Raw genomic sequence first — 18172 nt, forward strand, 5'->3', positions numbered from 1 at the left:
ATGCCGCCCTCCCGGGGCTGCATAGCCGTCTTTAATTGCATTTACACATGTTTGAACTCAATCCACTCAATCTGCAAGCCCGGTTTGACGAAGTCCAGCTTCATTTCATACAGGCCGGCTTCAAGCTCCACCTTCACCAGCTTCTGTCTGATCCATCTGCCTTCTGTTCCGTTCGTCTGAATGGTGGTTACCGGTTGTCCGTTCAGAATCATGTTGCACGCGCTTTGCGCCAGCTCAGGCTCAGGCGACATAATGCTGACGATGATCCGGTACTGCCCGGCCTGATCAGCCTGGATATACGTAGCGCCGGATAGGGCAGGCACAACCTGTGCATTCTGGCTCAGTACCTGCGCGTCCGCTGCTGCAAGCGACGGATCTGCCTTGAATGAGTCGACAGCCTCCACAATCTCATGCTTTCTGGAGAATACCGGTGCATTCATAATGAACCGGCAGATATTGATGGCAGAGCGTTGCAGCTCTCCTCTGGTCAGCGTACCGTTCTCCAGCGACTCCAGCGTATTGTCATCATAGGCGTTGACTTCTGCGCCGTAGTTACTGACTACCATGTACAGATCATTCTGAGCGCGGACCATCCAGTTTGTATTCTTGCGGTCCGCCGGGCCTCCCTCCACCGAATTGTTCATAATTGCCCACCAGTCAGTCATCACAATGCCTGTGAAGCCCCACTCGCCGCGCAGAAGTGTAGTATTCAGGTCATAGTTGGATGCTGCCCAGTGGCCGTTAACCGGGTTGTAGGAAGTCATGATCGAGTTCGCACCGCCTTGCTTCACGGCAATCTCGAAGCCCTTCAGATAGATCTCGCGAAGCGCCCGCTCAGAGACAACCGCGTCCACCTTGCTGCGGTGCTTCTCCTGATTATTGCAGGCGAAATGCTTCAATGTGGCATTAGAGCCGCCCTTCATAATTCCGCGTGTGCATGCGGCAGCGAAGATTCCGGAAACCAGCGGATCCTCGGAGAAATATTCGAAATTACGCCCGTTCAGCGGGCTGCGCCGGATATTCAGCCCCGGCCCGAGCAGCGTATCCACCTGGTTCCGCAACAGCTCCTGCCCCTCCATGACGTACAGCTCTTCAACCAGCTCTGCATTCCAGGTAGCGGCAAGCAGGGTTCCAATCGATACCTGGGTTGCCTTCTGTCCGCTGTCCATACGGATTCCGGAAGGGCCATCTGCTGTAGCTGCAACAGGAATACCGTAATTGAACAGGCTGTCGCTGACTCCCCCGAACGCGGAAGCTGTTCCCGGAGTAACCAGCGGACTGCTCATGCCTTCGCCTCTGACAATCGCCGCCAGATCCTGGTCACTGAGCTGGGCGATGAATGAGCTCATGCTGACCTTGCCCTCATGAACATCTCTCAGGGTATGCCCCAGATTGCCGGTCTGCACCAGCGTCTCCGGAAGATTGCGCGCGATCCGCTCAGCCAGGTCAACCTTGCGTGTCGGCACTGCTTCAGTGATCAGCTCATAAGAACCGTCTTCCTTCCGCACACCCGGCTTCATTCTCATGAAGCTTTCAGTCGGCGCCATCGCTTCCTCCAGCTGCTCTACAACAACCAGCTCGTCCAGCACATAACCCGCTTGTCCATCGACCTGTACTTCCGTCACCGCTTTAACACTTGTTCCTGCATAGAAGCGGTAAGTCCCGGCTTCCAGCACGTAGGCAGAGGGATGTCCGGTTACTCCGGCATCATCATAAGAAGCCAGCGCATGGAGCGGGAAGCTCACTGTAAGCTGCTGCGCTTCACCCGGCTGAAGCAGGCCTGTCTTCACGAATGCGGCAAGCGCCTTGGCCGGCTGGCCCAGCTGGCCTTGCGGCGCTTCATAATAGACCTGCACCACTTCTTTACCGGCGTAAGTGCTGCCTGTATTTGTTACGTTTACGTTTATTTGAATATGGGTTTCGCCCGCCTGGTTAACCAGCTTCGCTTCCTCTGCCTCCAGCTTGAACGTGGTGTAGGACAAGCCATAACCGAATTCATAATGAACCTTATCCGGACAGAAGGTCTCGAAATAACGGTAACCCACATAAATATCTTCTTCATACAGGTTCTTAAATTCATTCCCGTAGTTGCTTGTCGACGGATAATCCTGAATGGAATAGGCAATCGTATCGGTCAGCTTGCCGCTTGGTGTCACTTCTCCGGCCAGCACATCGGCAATCGCATTACCGCCCTCCATACCGCCATGCCAGGAATAGATTACAGCCGAGATGGGATTCACATAACCCGCATCGTCCAGCCAGCTCATATCTATAATGTTTGAGACGTTAAGCACTACAACAGTCTGCTCGAAATGTGCCGTCACCTGCTTCAGCATAGCCTTCTCGTCTTCTGTCAGCTGATAGCTTCCCGGTGCATCGGCATTATCCTGATCCTCACCGGCAGTACGCCCGATCACCACAACTGCCTTGGCTGACTGTCTTCTTGCACTTGCCACCAGTTCATCCGCAAGCGGCATTTCCTTCTGGTTCCATGGCTCCGCCGCCCATACTTTTCCTCCGTCATCAAACGGATTAAGGGTAATCCACTGCTCATATGCTGCTGCCAGCTCTTCATTGACGCTAATATTCTTTTTGCTGCGCAGACCGTCCAGCAGATTGGTTGTATATGCCACATGAACGCTGCCACCTGAGCCTGTGCCGCTGCGGTAGTAGTTCACTTGAATTCTGCCGAAAATGGCAACGCTCTCGCCGTTCCCCAGCGGAAGCACCTGGCCTTCATTTTTAAGCAATACCGCACCTTCTGCTGCAACTGTCCGGCTAAACTCTGCAAAACCCTCTAAAGGTACTCCAATATTCTGTGCACTCACTTGGTTTCCTCCTGTTTGTCATTTCCCATTGTATTTGCCGGTTCTATAAACAACATATCCGGTACCCGGTTCATGTTATCTTGAACCTGTAATTTAATCTGTACAGCATATCCTTCTAAGAATAAAAGCATTAGCCCTAATATACAAGTACCGCATCCTAAAATAACCACGCAGGCACTGCAAATAACAAAAAGACACCTGACCGGGTGTCTCCAATCGTCTTGACATATCCAGTTATTCTCCCGGCATACACCAGGGATTGTTATTTATTTGCGGCGCCGGCCCTTCATCATACGGTTGTACATTATAAGCGCAGCAATAACCATACCGAGCATGGCAACGCTGCTTGCTGACTCCTGCGACATCCCGAACATAAGACAAATGCTTGAGACCAGTGTTCTCGTAAGCAATGCAACCGCAATCAGCATAATTGGCCGCCAAATGTTATATCCTCGCATTCCAGTATTCACTCCTAATTCAATATTCTAAGAATCACTGGTTTCTATTATAGCATAAGAAGGAATGCGCATACATTTCAGGCGGCAATAAAAACCCGCAGAGCAGCAAACTATCTGCCGCCCTGCGGGTTGGATCCGTCCATTCCTGTAAAAGTGAGCTTATTTACTGTGTCTTACCGATGCTGCCATGATGTCCCCGTATGCCCAGTAGGAGGCCGGAACATCACTCCACACCGGCGCGGTGTTGTAGGCAGGACGGGCGATCAGCTTGTTGATCAGCGTTACTGCTTCAGCCCGTGTAATTGGCTGATTCGGTCGGAAGGTCCCGTCTGAATAGCCGCTCAGCACTCCCTGCGCTTCAGCGCTCTGAATCGCTTCCTGTGCCCAGTGGCCGTTCACGTCACTGAAAGCGGATGACCCGCTGCCGCTCTTGCTCCAGCCGTAGACGTTGGAGAGAAGCTGCGCCATCTCGGCGCGGGTAATGGCCTGCTGCGGCTGGAAGCGGTTATTTCCTGTACCCTCGAACCATCCCTGCTGCACTGCAGTAGCAATATCAGCACTTGCCCAGAACCCTGACGGAATATCGGAAAAGGCGGTGCTGCCGCCTGCAGGGTTGCTAGAAAGTGGCATGGTGCGGCTGAGAATAGCCGCCATTTCCGCACGGCTTACCCCTTTACCCGGCTGGAAGCTGCCATCAGGATAACCCTTCATATAAGGCTCATATTGACCGGACAACAAAGGTGTAACCTTGAAGCTGTACTCGACGATAGTCTGGCCGACATGGATATTGCCGCCGCGGATATAACTGTCAGTGCCGAAGGTAGCCTCTGCTGTATCCTTGCGGCTGTCGAAGGCGAGATACCCGTCTTTGTCACCCAGAATGTAGTAGTCCCCATCCGGATAGACCATCCATCCATACTGGCCGTCAGCATTGCTGCTCTGCGGATCATGATTCTTATTCGGGGCAAAATCCGGCAGTTCCGGCAGAGTTACCAGTGCTCCCGGCACCCGGCCCTTGGAGCGGTTGAGCTCGGTATCCGACCAGTGCAGGCTGACATTCACACCTTCCACCGGCTTGCCTGTAACGGAATCTGTAATCACACCATAAGGGTCGATCAATTCTGCATCAATAGAGATTGCACCATTTGCTCCTACGGTCAGTACAGCCTGCTGTCCTGCCAGCCGTTCACCGTTAGGTGCAATTACGTTAAGGGCCAGCCGGTAAGTGCCCTGCGGCACGTTCGGTGCGGTAAAGCTGCCATCTGCATTAATAGTGAACTCAGGCACGTTGACGGCTTGGCCGCTGCTGCTGTACAGCTTACCTGTCAGCTTCAGACCGGTACCGATTTGCTGTGTAATCGGGGCGTTTACTGTTCCGCCTTTGGACGTGTTGGTGATCAAAACTTTAACAGTACCCGGCATGGTTACCGTACCCGATGGAATTTCCGGAGCCGGCGTTGGTGCTGGTGTTGGCGCCGGTGTTGGTGTTGGTGTTGGTGTTGGTGTTGGCACCGGATTCTCCTCATTGTCCTCAGGAGTAACGAGCGTGGTAAAGGAAGAAGGCTCGCCGTATACAATCCCCTTAGGTGTAACCGCATAAGCACGTACATAATATACCGTGCCCGGCTTAAGAGCATTTAGGGCCACCGTGAACCGGCCATCCATCTGCGGAGCTTCAACATTGAAGGTCTCTCCGGATAAATCTGCTGTAGTGCCGTATACAATTCCTGTAACCGTAGATGTACCTGTTACTGTGCCCCCGACCGTTGCTGAGGTTGTCGTTATATGGGTTGCCGAAGCTGTCAGGACCGCAGCCGGTGCAAAGGAACGGAAGTTTAAAACCGTTACTTTGCCCTGCTGATTATCGTCCACAATGGCTACATGCGGCTGTCCCTTAATAATTTGCAGCTTCAGCTCCGAGGCCCCGCCTGCAGTGAACGAGGCTGTGCCGACTGTCTTCCAGCTGCCGGCCATGGATTTCTTAACGGTTACCTTGGAAGTATCCGAGCTGTCTGTGTAAGCAATATATGCATTGTTATTCGTGTCAAAAGCCAAATCCAGCAATTCTGCCGGGCTGCTGGTAATCGTGCTGGCTGCAGGTTCATAATTGAACCATTCACCGTACATGAACTCTTTCATCTGAATGCCTGCAGCATCCTGATATATAACAATGCTGCTGCCATACTTATTGGTTGCCTGGGAGAGCAATTCAACAGGCGTACCCGCTTGCTTGTATTGCCTCCATTCCTCCGCATATACATCCAGGTATGCCGTATTCAGCTCCCCGTTCTGCATATAGCTGATTGTATAAGCACTATAATAGCTAGGCGATAAAGATACGGATTGAACAGCCCCCTGGGAGAAGCCAGCCGGCCCCCATGTTTCCCAATTGTCTTTATAGTAGACTTTCAATGTCAAAGAGCCCGATTCTGCCTGATCTGCAAAAGCTATTGTCGGCCGCCCGTCCACGATATTAAACGAGAACAGGTCCGCCGAGGAAGCAACTGCATCCGTGACTCCTACTTCTGCCCATTCTGTTCCATTAAATACAGATACAATAATCCGGTTGGTACCGGCCTCCGTATAAGCGGCATAGAGTACGCCATCCTCATCTGTATTGAATTTCAGCGAGGTGTTGCCGGCAGCATTACCCGAGAAGCCGGGAGCGCCTACATATTCCCATGAAGTTCCGTTAAATTTCATTACTGAAATTGCATGATTATACTCCGCATCGGCAAACGCTACATAAGCAGCACCATCGGCGTCATAGGCGAAGGAAAGCCCCTTAGCCGCCCCGGTAAACCCGGCAGGTCCTACAAGCTGCCATGCATATTCAGTAATGGTTACCTGCGCTGTAGCCGTCAGCGGCTTGATGCCGTTACCGGGATCACCATTATTGTAGTACCCGCAGTCGCCGCCCCCGCCCATAATTCCGATGCCGCCCTGTCTTGCGAAGCTTTGATACAGGCAGCCCGGTGTGCCTGTGAACGTATAAGTTCCCGGCTCGCCAGTAAAGGCAGGTGTACCTTCATCCCAGGTAACCGGAACTTCCGTCTGCTTGCCGTTGTCGAAGGACATCTGGAGTCTGTTCTCCAGCAGGCCTTGTACTTCAGCCAGGCTGGTTCCTTCCGGTGCCGTGATGTTCTTGGCAGCTGGAACGACAGTAAGATTAGGATAGTCTACGAATACTTCCAGACGCGGTTCATCATAGTAATTCGGGCCGTAACCTACATCCTCAGGCAGCGTCCAGGTCCCCGGGAATGAGCGGTAGCCGCCTGATTCTTTAAACACCCAGCCGTCGATCCAGCTGTCCGTGTCATAATCACTCATATCCCAGGACACCGGAACCGTTCTGGTCGTATTGTCATCCAGTGTAATCTCAACTGTCTGAGGAAGCACCAGATCTTCTTTGTTTGTCATATTGGGAACATGGAGTTCCGGCTGCTTGATTTCAGCAATCGTTCTCTTTGCTTCCAGTGTTGTGAAGCTCTCAATGCTGCCGTATAGGGTTGAATCGTAGCTTTCTGAATCCGTAACCCGGACAGCAGCCTGATAATCGTATTGTGTAAGCGGGTCGAGACCGCTGATCTTACCGCCGAAATATCCTACTGCAGGGGAGTCAATTTCAGTCAGAGAGACTGACAGTGCATCAAACGGGCGTTCTGTCACACCATCTGCATGCTTCCAATAATAGATCTGATGATTGCTGGAGCTGTACACATTACTATTAATAATTATGTTCCCGTCCAGCCGGGCTGTTGAACCCGTAATATCAGATGCCAGCAGGGTTGTAACCGCGCCGATAGAGGCTGCACTGGCCTGACCTGCTCCAAGATTTAAACCGTAAGACAAGACTAGAAGGATTGTCATCGTAAGACTTAATGCCTTTTTACTAAGCTTCCTCATGCTGTACCAACCTCCAAGATAGTGGTGTTAGCTCACTTAAGACTAGAGACAATTAAAGCGCTTCACAAAATATCTGTTGAAGTCTTGTAATATCCTTCATGTGCAGTGAAACTACTATTGCCATCATGTGGCAACCTATTGCTAGTCTACTTTATTTCAATAAAGGATTCAATGAATATTTCACATAATTTTCATATATTTATACGCTTATTGATAAATAGATAATTGCATATTTGAAGAGAATATATAATTGCTTTAAACTGAGCCTTTCTTATAGATACAGCATAATTTCATTCTTTTGACAAGAACGTATGTTCGGTATATAATTTCATCATACTAAGGGGGATTATGACCGTGGATGTTATGGAGAAACTTGAGATTCTGACCGCCTCAGCCAAATATGATGTAGCCTGCACTTCAAGCGGCTCAGACCGTAAAGGCCAAGCCGGAAGCCTCGGCAATACAACCGCTATGGGCATCTGCCACAGCTTCGCCGCGGACGGACGCTGTATTTCGCTGCTGAAGGTGCTCATGACTAACGCCTGTGTATATGACTGTGCCTATTGCATCAACCGCAAGTCTAACCCTGCCCGCCGGGCGGCTTTTACCCCGGAAGAGATCGCTGACCTCACCATGCAGTTCTACCGCCGTAATTATATAGAAGGACTATTCCTCAGCTCCGGGATTATGCGCAATCCGGATTATACAACCGAGCAATTAATAGCAGCGCTGGAGCTGCTGCGGAATGTGTATCATTTCAACGGCTATATTCATGTAAAAGCGATTCCCGGTGCCGACGATGCCCTGCTGTCCAGACTGGGCCTGTTGGCTGACCGCATGAGCGTCAATATCGAGCTGCCTTCACAGGCCAGTCTGGGCGTGCTCGCTCCCGATAAGAGTAAGGTCTCCATTCTAAAGCCGATGGGGCTGATTAAGAACCGGATTACCGAGAACCGCTCGGATATCGTTAAATATAATCACGCCCCCCGCTTCGCCCCCGCCGGCCAGAGCACACAGATGATTGTGGGGGCTTCGCCGGATACGGATTATCAGATTCTCAATCTGACGGAGGGCTTGTACAAGAAATACAGCCTCAAGCGGGTATTCTTCTCCGCCTATACACCTGTAATTGAGGATTCACTGCTGCCTTCCCTCGATACCAAGCCGCCGCTGCTCCGGGAGCACCGGCTCTATCAGGCCGATTGGCTGCTGCGGTTCTACGGCTTTCAGGCCAGCGAGCTGTTAGATGAAGCGGTGCCTAACTTCAATCCCCTGCTCGACCCGAAATGCAGCTGGGCCATTAACCACCGGGAACAGTTCCCGGTAGAGATTAACCGCGCACCGTACGAAATGCTGCTGCGCGTGCCGGGGATCGGCGTGCGCAGCGCACAGCGGATCATTAAGGCCCGCCGGGCGGGGGCACTGGATTTCCATGCACTCAAGAAGCTCGGTGTCGTGCTCAAGCGCGCACAGTTCTTCATTATCTGCAAGGGCAAGCCCCTGGAAGGGCTGAGGGTCAGCGAGCATACCCTGCTTCGTTCACTGATGTCCGGCCAGCAGCTGGCCCCATTCCTGCCGCAGCAATATGAGCAGATGACTCTGTTCGACGACCAGTACTTAGCAGCTCTGCCCTCAGCACCCGCAACAACTGCCACAGCTGCAACCGGTGTTGCGGGAACAGGGGGCCTCTCCGGGTTTGAGCTCAAGGAAGGGGCGGAGGCCTGATGTTCAAGCCGTCGGCACTGGCCTATACCTATGACGGCAGCTTCGAGGGGCTGCTGTGCTGTGTGTTTGAGAGTTATTTATGGAAGGAGACTCCTTTAGCTGTCCATTCAGAGGGTGAAGGCCAGGGACTGCTGCTGGAGGCAAAGTGGATTGATACCGATCAAGACAAAGCGGACAGAGTCCTTAAGTCCATTCCGCTCCGCATCAGCCCTGAGGCAGAAGAGCTGGTACGTCTTGGATTCTGGAGCAATACTCCTGATAAGGAGATGCTGCTGCTTCATTTCCTGTATCTCGGTTTCACGCATGGCCCTAAGGTGATGAATATGCTGGCTGATGACACGGTACATGCGTTAACGAAGGCTGTTCAGCAGCTCCGGCGGGAAGGCCATCTGTATCTGGGGTTCGTCCGTTTCTCCGTATACGGGCCAGTTATGGCTGCAGTCATTGAGCCGCAGGGCTACGTGCTGCCGGTCATTCAGGACCATTTCTGCGACCGGTTCCAGGGGGAGAGCTTCATGATCTATGACCGTACTCATGGGATGGCACTGATTCATGAACCCGGACGGGAAGCCATTATTCCTCTAAGCGGCTGGACAGCACCCGCGCCGGACGAAGCGGAAGAAGCCTACCGCAGGCTCTGGACCGGCTTCTATCATGCAATCGGAATCAAGGAGCGCCGCAACGACCGGCTGCGTTCCTCAATGATGCCGAAGCGCTACTGGAAACATATGACGGAGATGAGCGGAGGAGGCCTGGCCGCGCTCCCGGCCTCCACCGCACAGCGGAAGCCTGCGCTGCAGCAGGAAGCTCCGGGCTTTATTCCTTCGCTGCCAGCCTCCCTGCCTGTAACAGGGAAGGATGAGATGTCACAGCACAAAGGGAGCACCCCATAGTCATATTAATGACATCCGGGGTGCTCCCTTTACACAAGCTTTTAAATATAAATTAGTTCAAAGCCTTCCATACCCAGTTCTCAACCTCTGGAAGATCAATACCCTCCTCACGGATGAACCGGTGATGCTTCTGCACGATGGCATCCATTTCATCGGCGATAGCCTGGTGCTTCCCGGCATCCGGCAAGCTCAGAACAGCCTCCTTCGCAAGGTCGAAGCGGTCCATCTGGTTCAGTACACGCATATCAAATGGTGTAGTGATATCGCCATTCTCACGGTAGCCGTGTACATGCAGGTTATGGTTGTGGCGGTCGAAGAACAGATCCTTGATCAGGCCTTCATAGCCGTGGAAGGCAAAGATAACCGGTTTGTCTTTTGTGAAAAATTGATCAAACTCTTCGTCAGACAAGCCGCGCGGATCGAGCTTCTGGCTTCTCAGCTTCAGCAGATCTACCACGTTGATGTAGCGGATTTTCAGCTCAGGCAGCTTCTCATGCAGGATCGAGATTGCTGCAAGGCTCTCCATCGTTGGTTCTGTACCCGAGGAAGCAATAACTACATCCGGCTCCCCGCCTTTATCGGTGCTTGCCCAGTCAATGATCTTAAGTCCTTTGTCTACCAGCTCCTGGGCTTCATCTGCCGAGAACCACTGCGGACGCGGGTGTTTGGACGATACAATCAGGTTGATCTTCTGACGGTCATTCAGAATAGTGTCGAAGACAGCCAGTAAGGAGTTGGCATCCGATGGCAGATACTCACGGATGAATTCCGGTTTCTTATCCGCCAGGTGACCGAGCAGACCCGGATCCTGGTGAGTATAACCGTTATGGTCCTGCTGGAACACGGTCGATGTAGCAATAACATTTAATGAAGGAATATCTGCACGCCAAGTCTGATCCGTAGCCTTGCGCAGCCATTTGAAGTGCTGGGTAATCATGGAATCCACAACACGCAGGAAAGCTTCATAGCTGGCAAAGAACCCATGGCGGCCGGTCAATACATAACCTTCCAGAATCCCTTCCGCCTGATGCTCGGACAGCTGGGAATCAATTACGCGGCCATAAGGAGCGAGGAATTCATCCTGCGGCTCCTGGATGGAGTCCATCCATTGACGTTTGGTCACTTCAAACACAGGTCCCAGACGGTTCGACATCGTTTCATCCGGTCCGAAGATGCGGAAGTTACGGTTCTCTTCGTTAAGGGTAACAACCTCTTTCAGGTATTTGCCGAGAACAGCCATATCCTGCGCAATTACTTGACCCGGTACGGAATTATCCAGCGCGTAGTTACGGAAGTTCGGCTTATGGAGATCCTTAATCAGGTTACCGGCGTTCGTTACAGGATTCATCCCCATACGTCTGTCACCTGTAGGCAGGATTTCAGCAAGGTCAGCGTTCAGCCGGCCATTCTCATCGAACAGCTCTTCAGGTCTGTAGCTGTTCAGCCACTCCAGCAGAGCTGGTGCGTGCTTCATGTTCTTCTGGTCTACCGGAATCGGCACCTGATGGGCACGGAAGGAGCCTTCATTCGGAACGCCGTCCCATGCCTTCGGACCGGTCCAGCCTTTAGGAGTACGGAAGACGAGCATCGGCCAGGCAGGACGTGTAGTATCATTATTGTCACGGGCATTCTTCTGGATCGCTGCAATTCTCTCAACAATTGTGTCCAGAACCTTCGCCATTTCCGGGTGCATCAGATCAGGGTTCTCACCTTCCACGAAGAACGCTTCCCAGCCGTTTCCTGCAAAATAAGCCGTCAGCTCTTCCCGCGACATCCGGGACAGAATGGTTGGGTTGCTGATTTTGAAGCCGTTCAGATGCAGAATCGGCAGCACCGCGCCATCTGTAATCGGGTTAATGAACCGGTTCGAGAACCAGGAAGCTGCCAGCGGGCCTGTTTCGGCTTCACCGTCACCTACAACAACTGCCGAGATCAGGTTCGGGTTATCCAGAACTGCTCCCACACTGTGCGACAGAGAGTAGCCCAGCTCGCCGCCTTCATGAATCGATCCCGGAGTTTCAGGAGCAGCATGGGAGGCTACACCGCCTGGGAAGGAGAACTGCTTGAATAATTTTTTGAGGCCGGGGATGTCTTGGGTGATTTCCGGATAGATTTCGGTATAGCTTCCGTCCAGGTAAGAGTTCGACACCATAACCTGACCGCCATGGCCCGGTCCTTCGATATAGAACATATCCAAGTCATATTTAGTAATTACGCGGTTGAGATGCGCATAGATAAAGTTCTGCCCTGGAATCGTGCCCCAGTGTCCGATCGGCTTCACTTTTACATCTGCATCCTTCAAAGGTTCTCTTAACAACGGGTTACCCTTCAAATACAGCTGACCCACGGAGATATAGTTGGTTGCACGCCAGTAAGCGTCAAGCTTTGCCAAATAAGTTTTAGAAGAATAATCCACCTGCGCGATTGATAATCCCATTTCTTCCACTCCTAATCTTTGTCTATGTTTTTTGAATGTATCATTTCTACAATTACATCATACATCTGCTTTTCAGAAATTCAATCATTTTAACAATTGATACGGTCCAATATTGTGAATTTTTGAACAAAGTATGAAATACAGCGGAAATGCATTGTCAAAACCCAATAAATTTGATAAACCTGTACATGTACGACAAAAAGACCGGAGCAGATCCCCCGGCTTTTCGTTATTCTGCTATTTATTTCGATGACCGGTTAATGAACCGATACGAAGGTATTGAACTTCATGTATTTGTAGTGGAACCGCATATGCGAGAATTCAAACGGCGTGCCGTTATCCAGGAAGAAGATCCCTTCCATAATGCCGACAGGCTCATTCTCCTGCAAATGCAGCAGCTCGTGATCACCGCTTTGCGAAGGCTCCGCAAATACAGACAAAAATGACTTGGTTACCGCCAGATTGCGCGACTCCTCCAGGTAATGAAAGATCGAGCCTTCGATAATCGCCGTGTCGAGATTCTGTACGATTTTAATTGGAATGTAACCGGTTTCAATCATGAAGGGTTCATCATCGAACAAACGCAGGCGGACGATCTTATACACAAAATCATGCGGCTGCAGGAATAAATCCCGCTGAAGCTCTTCCGTAGGCCGGATCACCTCGAACTCGAGCACCTTAATAGCAGGCTTCTTGCCGTGCATCTGAAAGTTGTCGGAGACCCCCAGATTAGAGCCTTCGTAACTGAAGATCGAATCATTTTTTATATACAGCGGATTGATAAATGTTCCGGAACCGCGCTTCTTGAACACAATTCCATGACTCTCCATCTTAGTCAGCGCCCGCTTAATGGTACTGCGGCTAACCTGATAGGCCTCACTGAGGCTGCGCTCATCCGGCAATCTCATGTCAGCAAACTTCCCCGCAAAGATTTTCATCTTAAGGTCATCAATGATTTGCTTGTATACGAACTGTGTCATGTGGTACTCCTTCGCCCAGAGAACAATAAACTTCAATCTTTAATATATCATAATAAAATGATTAAAAGAACCTTCAGCGCCGCGATCCTTGCGGGTTTGTAGGTTCTTTTGGAACTTCAAGACATTTCCCTCGCGGGAATATACATACTCTGTACCTCCTGCACGCCAGGCATAAATCCCAAATTATAATACACAGCTTCCGCATCATTACCTTCCATGACATACAATCTGAGCAGCGGATATTGGCCATGTAAAATCGTCAGTGCCCGCTGCAGCATACGCGTAGCCAGCCCTCTGCCCCGGTAGTCCGGAAGCACACCGATACTATACACTGCGGCTGCCTCATCCTGCAGACACAGCCGGCAGTTGGCAATCAGTTTGCCTGTCTCTTGATCGAACACCAGCGTAGAAGCCCGGGTCAAACTTTCATTTGAATAATTGGGATCTTCACCCGGGATAAAATCCTCTAATGCAGACTTTTTCCGCCTGACTGCTTCGAATCCGCCGCTAAAGCTGCCGAAATCACATTCCGCAATCTGTGCTTCTCTTACAAACCGTTTGCCTCCTGACTCATCCATCTGCACCCGTGGGCTCTCAATCCGCAGATCATCTTCCCAGTTCACGGTGAAAACTTCGGTCGGCCGCTGCATCCAGCGGCATCTGAACTCATCCGGCCAGAAGCCTGCCCGCGAGTATATGGATACCTGATCGGGAAGTACTTCATAGGTTCGGATCAGCTCCTTCCGGTCGGTCCAATGGATCAGCAGCTTCTTCAGCTGCTGCAATATCCCGAAGGAGTCGCTGAATGGAGGAATCGCAAATAGATGATAGATCACTCCCGGCGCCATCCGTACTCCGCCGATCTTACGCTCCCCGCTGTAAATCCAGAACGCATTCCTGCGCGGGTCTGCGAATCCGGCTTCCCTGAAAAATCCGGAATACGGCATATTATAATAAACCGAACAGTACACTCCCCATGTCTCCGGCTCCGCTCTGCGAATCGACCAATCCCCAGATAAACTGTAACTCATCGTATCTTCTGACCAATCGCTCAATAGCATTGTTCATTCCTCCTTCTGCATTTCACTTCCAAATCATCGGTCTCCTTAATCATAACAATGCGGTTTACCCGTTCATATATAACAAACAACTATAAAAAGTATTATATTGTTTGATTTTCACACTAAAAATTAGGGTTTCTAGGTGGGCTAGAGCTGTCTTATAATAGAATGGGGCGGGAATCTTTAGCCGTTTGTGAACGCGCGTTTATAACCCTGCCTATCATCCACTTTACAGGAGGAATGGTTATGCAGTACGGTCATTTTGACGAAAAGAACAAAGAGTACCTAATTATGAAACCGAATACACCCGCCCCCTGGGCCAACTACCTGGGCTCACCGGAATATGGTGCGATTATCTCAGGAAATGCCGGAGGCTACAGCTTTGTGAAGTCCGGGGCCAACGGACGGCATCTCCGCTACCACTTCAATTCCAACGACGAGCCGGGACGCTACATCTATGTGAGGGACTTAGAGAACGGAGATTACTGGTCCGGCTCCTGGCAGCCTGTAGGCAAAGATCTGGAGAAGTACCAATCGGTATGCCATCATGGAACCGGATACACGAACATTGTTGCGGACTACGATAACATTCATACAGAGTCTTTATATTATGTACCGCTGAACAAAACCTACGAGGTATGGCGGATGAAGGTCCGCAACGACGGTACTCAGCCGCGGAAGCTGGCGCTCTTCGGGTTTGCCGAATTGACCAACGATAATAACTATGAGCAGGATACCGTCAACCTTCAGTACACCCTGTTCATCTCGCGGACTTACTACAAGAATAATAAGATTCTTCAAGTCATCAATGAAAATATTACCGAAGAGCAAAGCTGGAGATTCTTCGGCGCGGCCGGCGCAGAGGTTGCCGGTTATGACGGTGACCGGGATACGTTCCTTGGTGACTACCGCAGCTACGGAAATCCGGCCTCAGTAGAGAACGGCCAGTGTTCGAATTCGCTGAACTATAATACTAACGCCTGCGGCGCCCTGCAGATCAATGTAGAGCTGCAGCCGGGTGAAGAGAAGGAAGTCGCCTTCCTATTGGGTCAATATGATGAACAGGGTGCATCCGAAATTCTTAAACACTACAAGGATCTGTCCGTTGTTGAACAGGAGCTCGCTGAATTGAAGGAGTTCTGGCACAGCAAGCTTAACCGCTTCCAGGTCCAGACCCCAAGCAACAATCTCAACAATATGATCAACACCTGGAATGCATATCAGTGCTTCATTACCTTCATCTGGTCCCGTGCCGCCTCCTTCCAGTACTCCGGTCTGCGCAACGGCCTCGGTTACCGGGATACAGTGCAGGATATTCAAGGCATTATCCACCTGGATCATGAGATGGCCCTTGAACGTCTGAGATTAATGATATCAGCACAGGTCTCTAATGGGGGCGGTCTGCCACTCGTGAAATTCGACCACAATCCGGGGCATGAAGGTACACCTGACGATCCTGAATATGTACGGGAAACCGGTCATCCGCATTACCGTGCCGATGACGCCCTTTGGCTGTTCCCGACGGTTATTAAATACTTAAATGAAAGCGGTAACTGGGATTTCACAGATGAAATGGTGCCATATTCCGATAAAGGTGAAGACACAGTATACGGCCATCTGCGCCAGGCTCTGCAGTTCAGCCTGGACCGCATGGGTGCACACGGTATGCCGGTCGGGCTGCATGCCGACTGGAACGACTGTCTGCGCCTTGGCGCCAAAGGCGAATCGCTGTTTGTCGCCTTCCAGCTGTACATGGGCTTCAAGGTATTTATGGAGATTGCCCGGAATAAGAACAAGCCAGCGGATGTAGAATGGGCACAGGGCCTGCTCGATGAGCTGGACGGCAATATTCAGAAGTATGCCTGGGAGAAGGATCAGTTCGTCCGCGGATTCACTGAAGACAACTACACGATCGGCTCCTGGGAGAACGATGAAGGCAAGATTTGGCTGAATCCGCAGAGCTGGGCTGTGTTAAGCGGCGCTGCCTCACCGGAGCAGGCGAAGCTCTCGATGGATAAGGTATACGAGAATCTGCGGACCGATTACGGCACGATGATTTTCTATCCGCCGTTCCGCAAATACGGATTGCCTGTAGCGCTTATGGCCCTGTTCAACGCCTCAACCAAGGAGAACGGCGGAATCTTCAGCCAGCCGCAGGGATGGCTCATTCTGGCCGAGACGATGATCGGCAACGGCGGACGCGCCTTCGAGTATTTCCTGAACTGCAGTCCGGCCAGCATGAACGACAAGGCTGAGGTCCGTAAGCTGGAGCCTTACGTGCACGGGCAGTTCGTTGAGTCTAAGGACAGCCCGTATCAGGGCCGGGCCCATGTGCACTGGCTCACCGGTACCGCCTCAACCGTGATGGTCTCCCTGGTAGAGGGCATCATGGGGGTTCAGCCGCAGAAGGATGGCCTCCGCCTGAATCCATGCGTTCCTTCGGACTGGACAGACTTCTCCATGGTGCGGGAATTCCGCGGGAAGAAGCTGAACATCCGGGTGGAGAACAAGAACGGTGTGGAGAAAGGCGTGTCCCGTATCGTTATTAACGGTGAAGAAATCCAGGGCGACCTGATTCCGGTGTCCGCAATGACGGAGGAGAACGAAGTGCTCGTCGTTATGGGCTAGGCTTGTAATATTAAATAGGGCGGACCCTGGCGGTCCGCCCTATTTATATGAAACTGCACGTGAAGCGGACTGAGAATCCGTTATTCTGCGAAAAATCCTCTTACTTGAGCTGAAACGGACTGATAATCCCTTATTCACTTGATTTAATCCTGAAATGAGGTAAAACGAGTCGATTAACGGCTTCTGAGCCCACTTATTCGGATAATCAGGCCGATCGGCTCAAATAACGGAATTACAGTCCTTATCAGCCTACTTCAATATCTTATTCAGCTCCTCCGCCTGCCTCCTGCTATTCACTCTGGCATAGAAATAGAAAGCGATCGTATGCAGCACAACCGATAACAGCAGCATCCCCGGCAGCCAGGACTTAATCTGATCGAACATCTCTACAGAGAAGAGCCATACCATCCCCATTCCGCCTGACAGGCTGAGGATTGAAGAAATGAGAATATTCCAGAGCGGTCTCAGCGTGAAATGGTTCCACAAGGCATTATACATAACCCCGAACATCCCCGCAGCAATCACTGCAATCCCGGCAAGCCGCCACAAGTACAGCATATCCACCGATTGCTCCCGGAAAAATACCGTTAACAGCAGCGTCACCCATAGTGAGGTTAAAGTGAATACCTGAAAGAATGATTGTTTGAGCTGATTAGCCATGATAATTCCTCCTAAAATTCTTGATATAGTGGCGGCTGACAAAATAAGCATCACCGTTCGTCAGCATTACTTGGATTCGTGCCTGATCTGTAGCCGAGAACTCTTTAATGTGCCTGGTGTTGATAATAGTCTGGTTATTGATCTTCATAAACTGGGGGGAGTCCAGAACGTCCAGGGCGAACTTCAGCCGCGTATGAAGCAGATACATCTCCCCGCTAATCAGACGGACGCTGCACATCCGGCCTTCCGGTTCTATCACCGCAATGGTGCTGGCCACAACCGGAAGCTCCCGGTTATTCCTGGCGTTAATCACCACAATCCGCTGCTCTGCCGTCTGAATACCCGCTTCAATATCTCCCCAGTTTGCCTGCTCTGCCGGGTGCGTAACGACCTTCGCGGTTCCCCGGTTCATTCCTGCGTTTGCTTCAAATATAACTTCCAAGCTGTATTTCCTCCTCTCAGGTCTCATCTTATTATCAAAAAAGAGCCGTGAACACTATTATGCGTTTTGTTGCATGAATCCGCCGGTTTGTTACACTTCTCCAATCCTGAAACTCCGCCCGTTCACTCACGTACATACAAATGGAAATAATTAC

Annotated in this window: 11 protein-coding genes; 3 read left to right on the plus strand and 8 right to left on the minus strand. The window is 51.3% G+C overall.

What is annotated here, in order from left to right; genetic code table 11:
- Window positions 1-41: 41 nt before the first annotated feature.
- The 3 genes from LOS79_RS23760 to LOS79_RS23770 all read right to left on the minus strand — a co-directional run bounded on the left by LOS79_RS23760 (window position 42) and on the right by LOS79_RS23770 (window position 7156).
- Window positions 42-2828 carry a glycoside hydrolase family 3 C-terminal domain-containing protein gene (locus LOS79_RS23760; RefSeq protein WP_315412837.1) on the minus strand — a complete coding sequence of 929 codons (2787 nt, stop codon included), beginning with the start codon at window positions 2826-2828 and terminating at the stop codon, window positions 42-44.
- Between the two features lie 266 nt (window positions 2829-3094).
- The gene (locus tag LOS79_RS23765) at window positions 3095-3286 is read right to left on the minus strand and encodes a hypothetical protein (protein WP_315412838.1); all 192 of its coding nucleotides are present in this window, start codon (window positions 3284-3286) and stop codon (window positions 3095-3097) included.
- Window positions 3287-3445: 159 nt separating this feature from the next.
- Window positions 3446-7156, minus strand: coding sequence for an S-layer homology domain-containing protein (locus LOS79_RS23770; protein WP_315412839.1), 3711 nt, complete (start codon window positions 7154-7156; stop codon window positions 3446-3448).
- 399 nt (window positions 7157-7555) lie between these two features.
- Between LOS79_RS23770 and LOS79_RS23775 the strand changes: the two genes are divergently transcribed.
- A complete protein-coding gene (locus LOS79_RS23775; RefSeq protein WP_315412841.1) occupies window positions 7556-8917 on the plus strand; it encodes a putative DNA modification/repair radical SAM protein in 1362 nt (453 codons plus the stop codon).
- Window positions 8917-9810, plus strand: coding sequence for a TIGR03915 family putative DNA repair protein (locus tag LOS79_RS23780; protein WP_315412842.1), 894 nt, complete (start codon window positions 8917-8919; stop codon window positions 9808-9810). The genes LOS79_RS23775 and LOS79_RS23780 overlap by 1 nt, the downstream gene beginning before the upstream one ends.
- A gap of 52 nt (window positions 9811-9862) precedes the next feature.
- Here the strand turns inward: LOS79_RS23780 and LOS79_RS23785 are convergent, their stop codons facing one another.
- The 3 genes from LOS79_RS23785 to LOS79_RS23795 form a co-directional block, all read right to left on the minus strand.
- Complete coding sequence (locus tag LOS79_RS23785; RefSeq protein ID WP_315412843.1) at window positions 9863-12247, minus strand: phosphoketolase family protein; 2385 nt, start codon at window positions 12245-12247, stop codon at window positions 9863-9865.
- Between the two features lie 257 nt (window positions 12248-12504).
- Complete coding sequence (locus LOS79_RS23790; protein ID WP_315412845.1) at window positions 12505-13227, minus strand: GntR family transcriptional regulator; 723 nt, start codon at window positions 13225-13227, stop codon at window positions 12505-12507.
- 116 nt (window positions 13228-13343) lie between these two features.
- The gene (locus tag LOS79_RS23795) at window positions 13344-14288 is read right to left on the minus strand and encodes a GNAT family N-acetyltransferase (protein WP_315412847.1); all 945 of its coding nucleotides are present in this window, start codon (window positions 14286-14288) and stop codon (window positions 13344-13346) included.
- 291 nt (window positions 14289-14579) lie between these two features.
- Between LOS79_RS23795 and LOS79_RS23800 the strand changes: the two genes are divergently transcribed.
- Complete coding sequence (locus LOS79_RS23800; protein ID WP_315412849.1) at window positions 14580-16916, plus strand: glycoside hydrolase family 94 protein; 2337 nt, start codon at window positions 14580-14582, stop codon at window positions 16914-16916.
- A gap of 249 nt (window positions 16917-17165) precedes the next feature.
- Here LOS79_RS23800 and LOS79_RS23805 read toward each other — a convergent pair whose 3' ends face one another.
- Together LOS79_RS23805 and LOS79_RS23810 are read right to left on the minus strand one after the other, a co-directional pair.
- A complete protein-coding gene (locus LOS79_RS23805) occupies window positions 17166-17576 on the minus strand; it encodes a hypothetical protein (protein ID WP_315412850.1) in 411 nt (136 codons plus the stop codon).
- Entirely contained in the window at window positions 17569-18018 is a 450-nt protein-coding gene (locus LOS79_RS23810) for a LytTR family DNA-binding domain-containing protein (RefSeq protein ID WP_315412851.1), read from the minus strand. Before LOS79_RS23810 ends, LOS79_RS23805 begins: the two co-directional genes overlap by 8 nt.
- Window positions 18019-18172 lie beyond the last annotated feature (154 nt).

The organism is Paenibacillus sp. MMS20-IR301, assembly GCF_032302195.1.
Lineage (GTDB): Bacteria > Bacillota > Bacilli > Paenibacillales > Paenibacillaceae > Paenibacillus_AQ.

Excerpts from the sequence above, each read along its gene's own strand:
- LOS79_RS23765 (WP_315412838.1), bottom strand. The coding sequence starts at position 3,286 with ATGCGAGGATATAACATTTGGCGGCCAATTATGCTGATTGCGGTTGCA.
- LOS79_RS23770 (WP_315412839.1), bottom strand. The coding sequence starts at position 7,156 with ATGACAATCCTTCTAGTCTTGTCTTACGGTTTAAATCTTGGAGCAGGT.
- LOS79_RS23775 (WP_315412841.1), top strand. The coding sequence starts at position 7,556 with ATGGAGAAACTTGAGATTCTGACCGCCTCAGCCAAATATGATGTAGCC.
- LOS79_RS23780 (WP_315412842.1), top strand. The coding sequence starts at position 8,917 with ATGTTCAAGCCGTCGGCACTGGCCTATACCTATGACGGCAGCTTCGAG.
- LOS79_RS23785 (WP_315412843.1), bottom strand. The coding sequence starts at position 12,247 with ATGGGATTATCAATCGCGCAGGTGGATTATTCTTCTAAAACTTATTTG.
- LOS79_RS23790 (WP_315412845.1), bottom strand. The coding sequence starts at position 13,227 with ATGACACAGTTCGTATACAAGCAAATCATTGATGACCTTAAGATGAAA.
- LOS79_RS23795 (WP_315412847.1), bottom strand. The coding sequence starts at position 14,288 with ATGCTATTGAGCGATTGGTCAGAAGATACGATGAGTTACAGTTTATCT.
- LOS79_RS23800 (WP_315412849.1), top strand. The coding sequence starts at position 14,580 with ATGAAACCGAATACACCCGCCCCCTGGGCCAACTACCTGGGCTCACCG.
- LOS79_RS23805 (WP_315412850.1), bottom strand. The coding sequence starts at position 17,576 with ATGGCTAATCAGCTCAAACAATCATTCTTTCAGGTATTCACTTTAACC.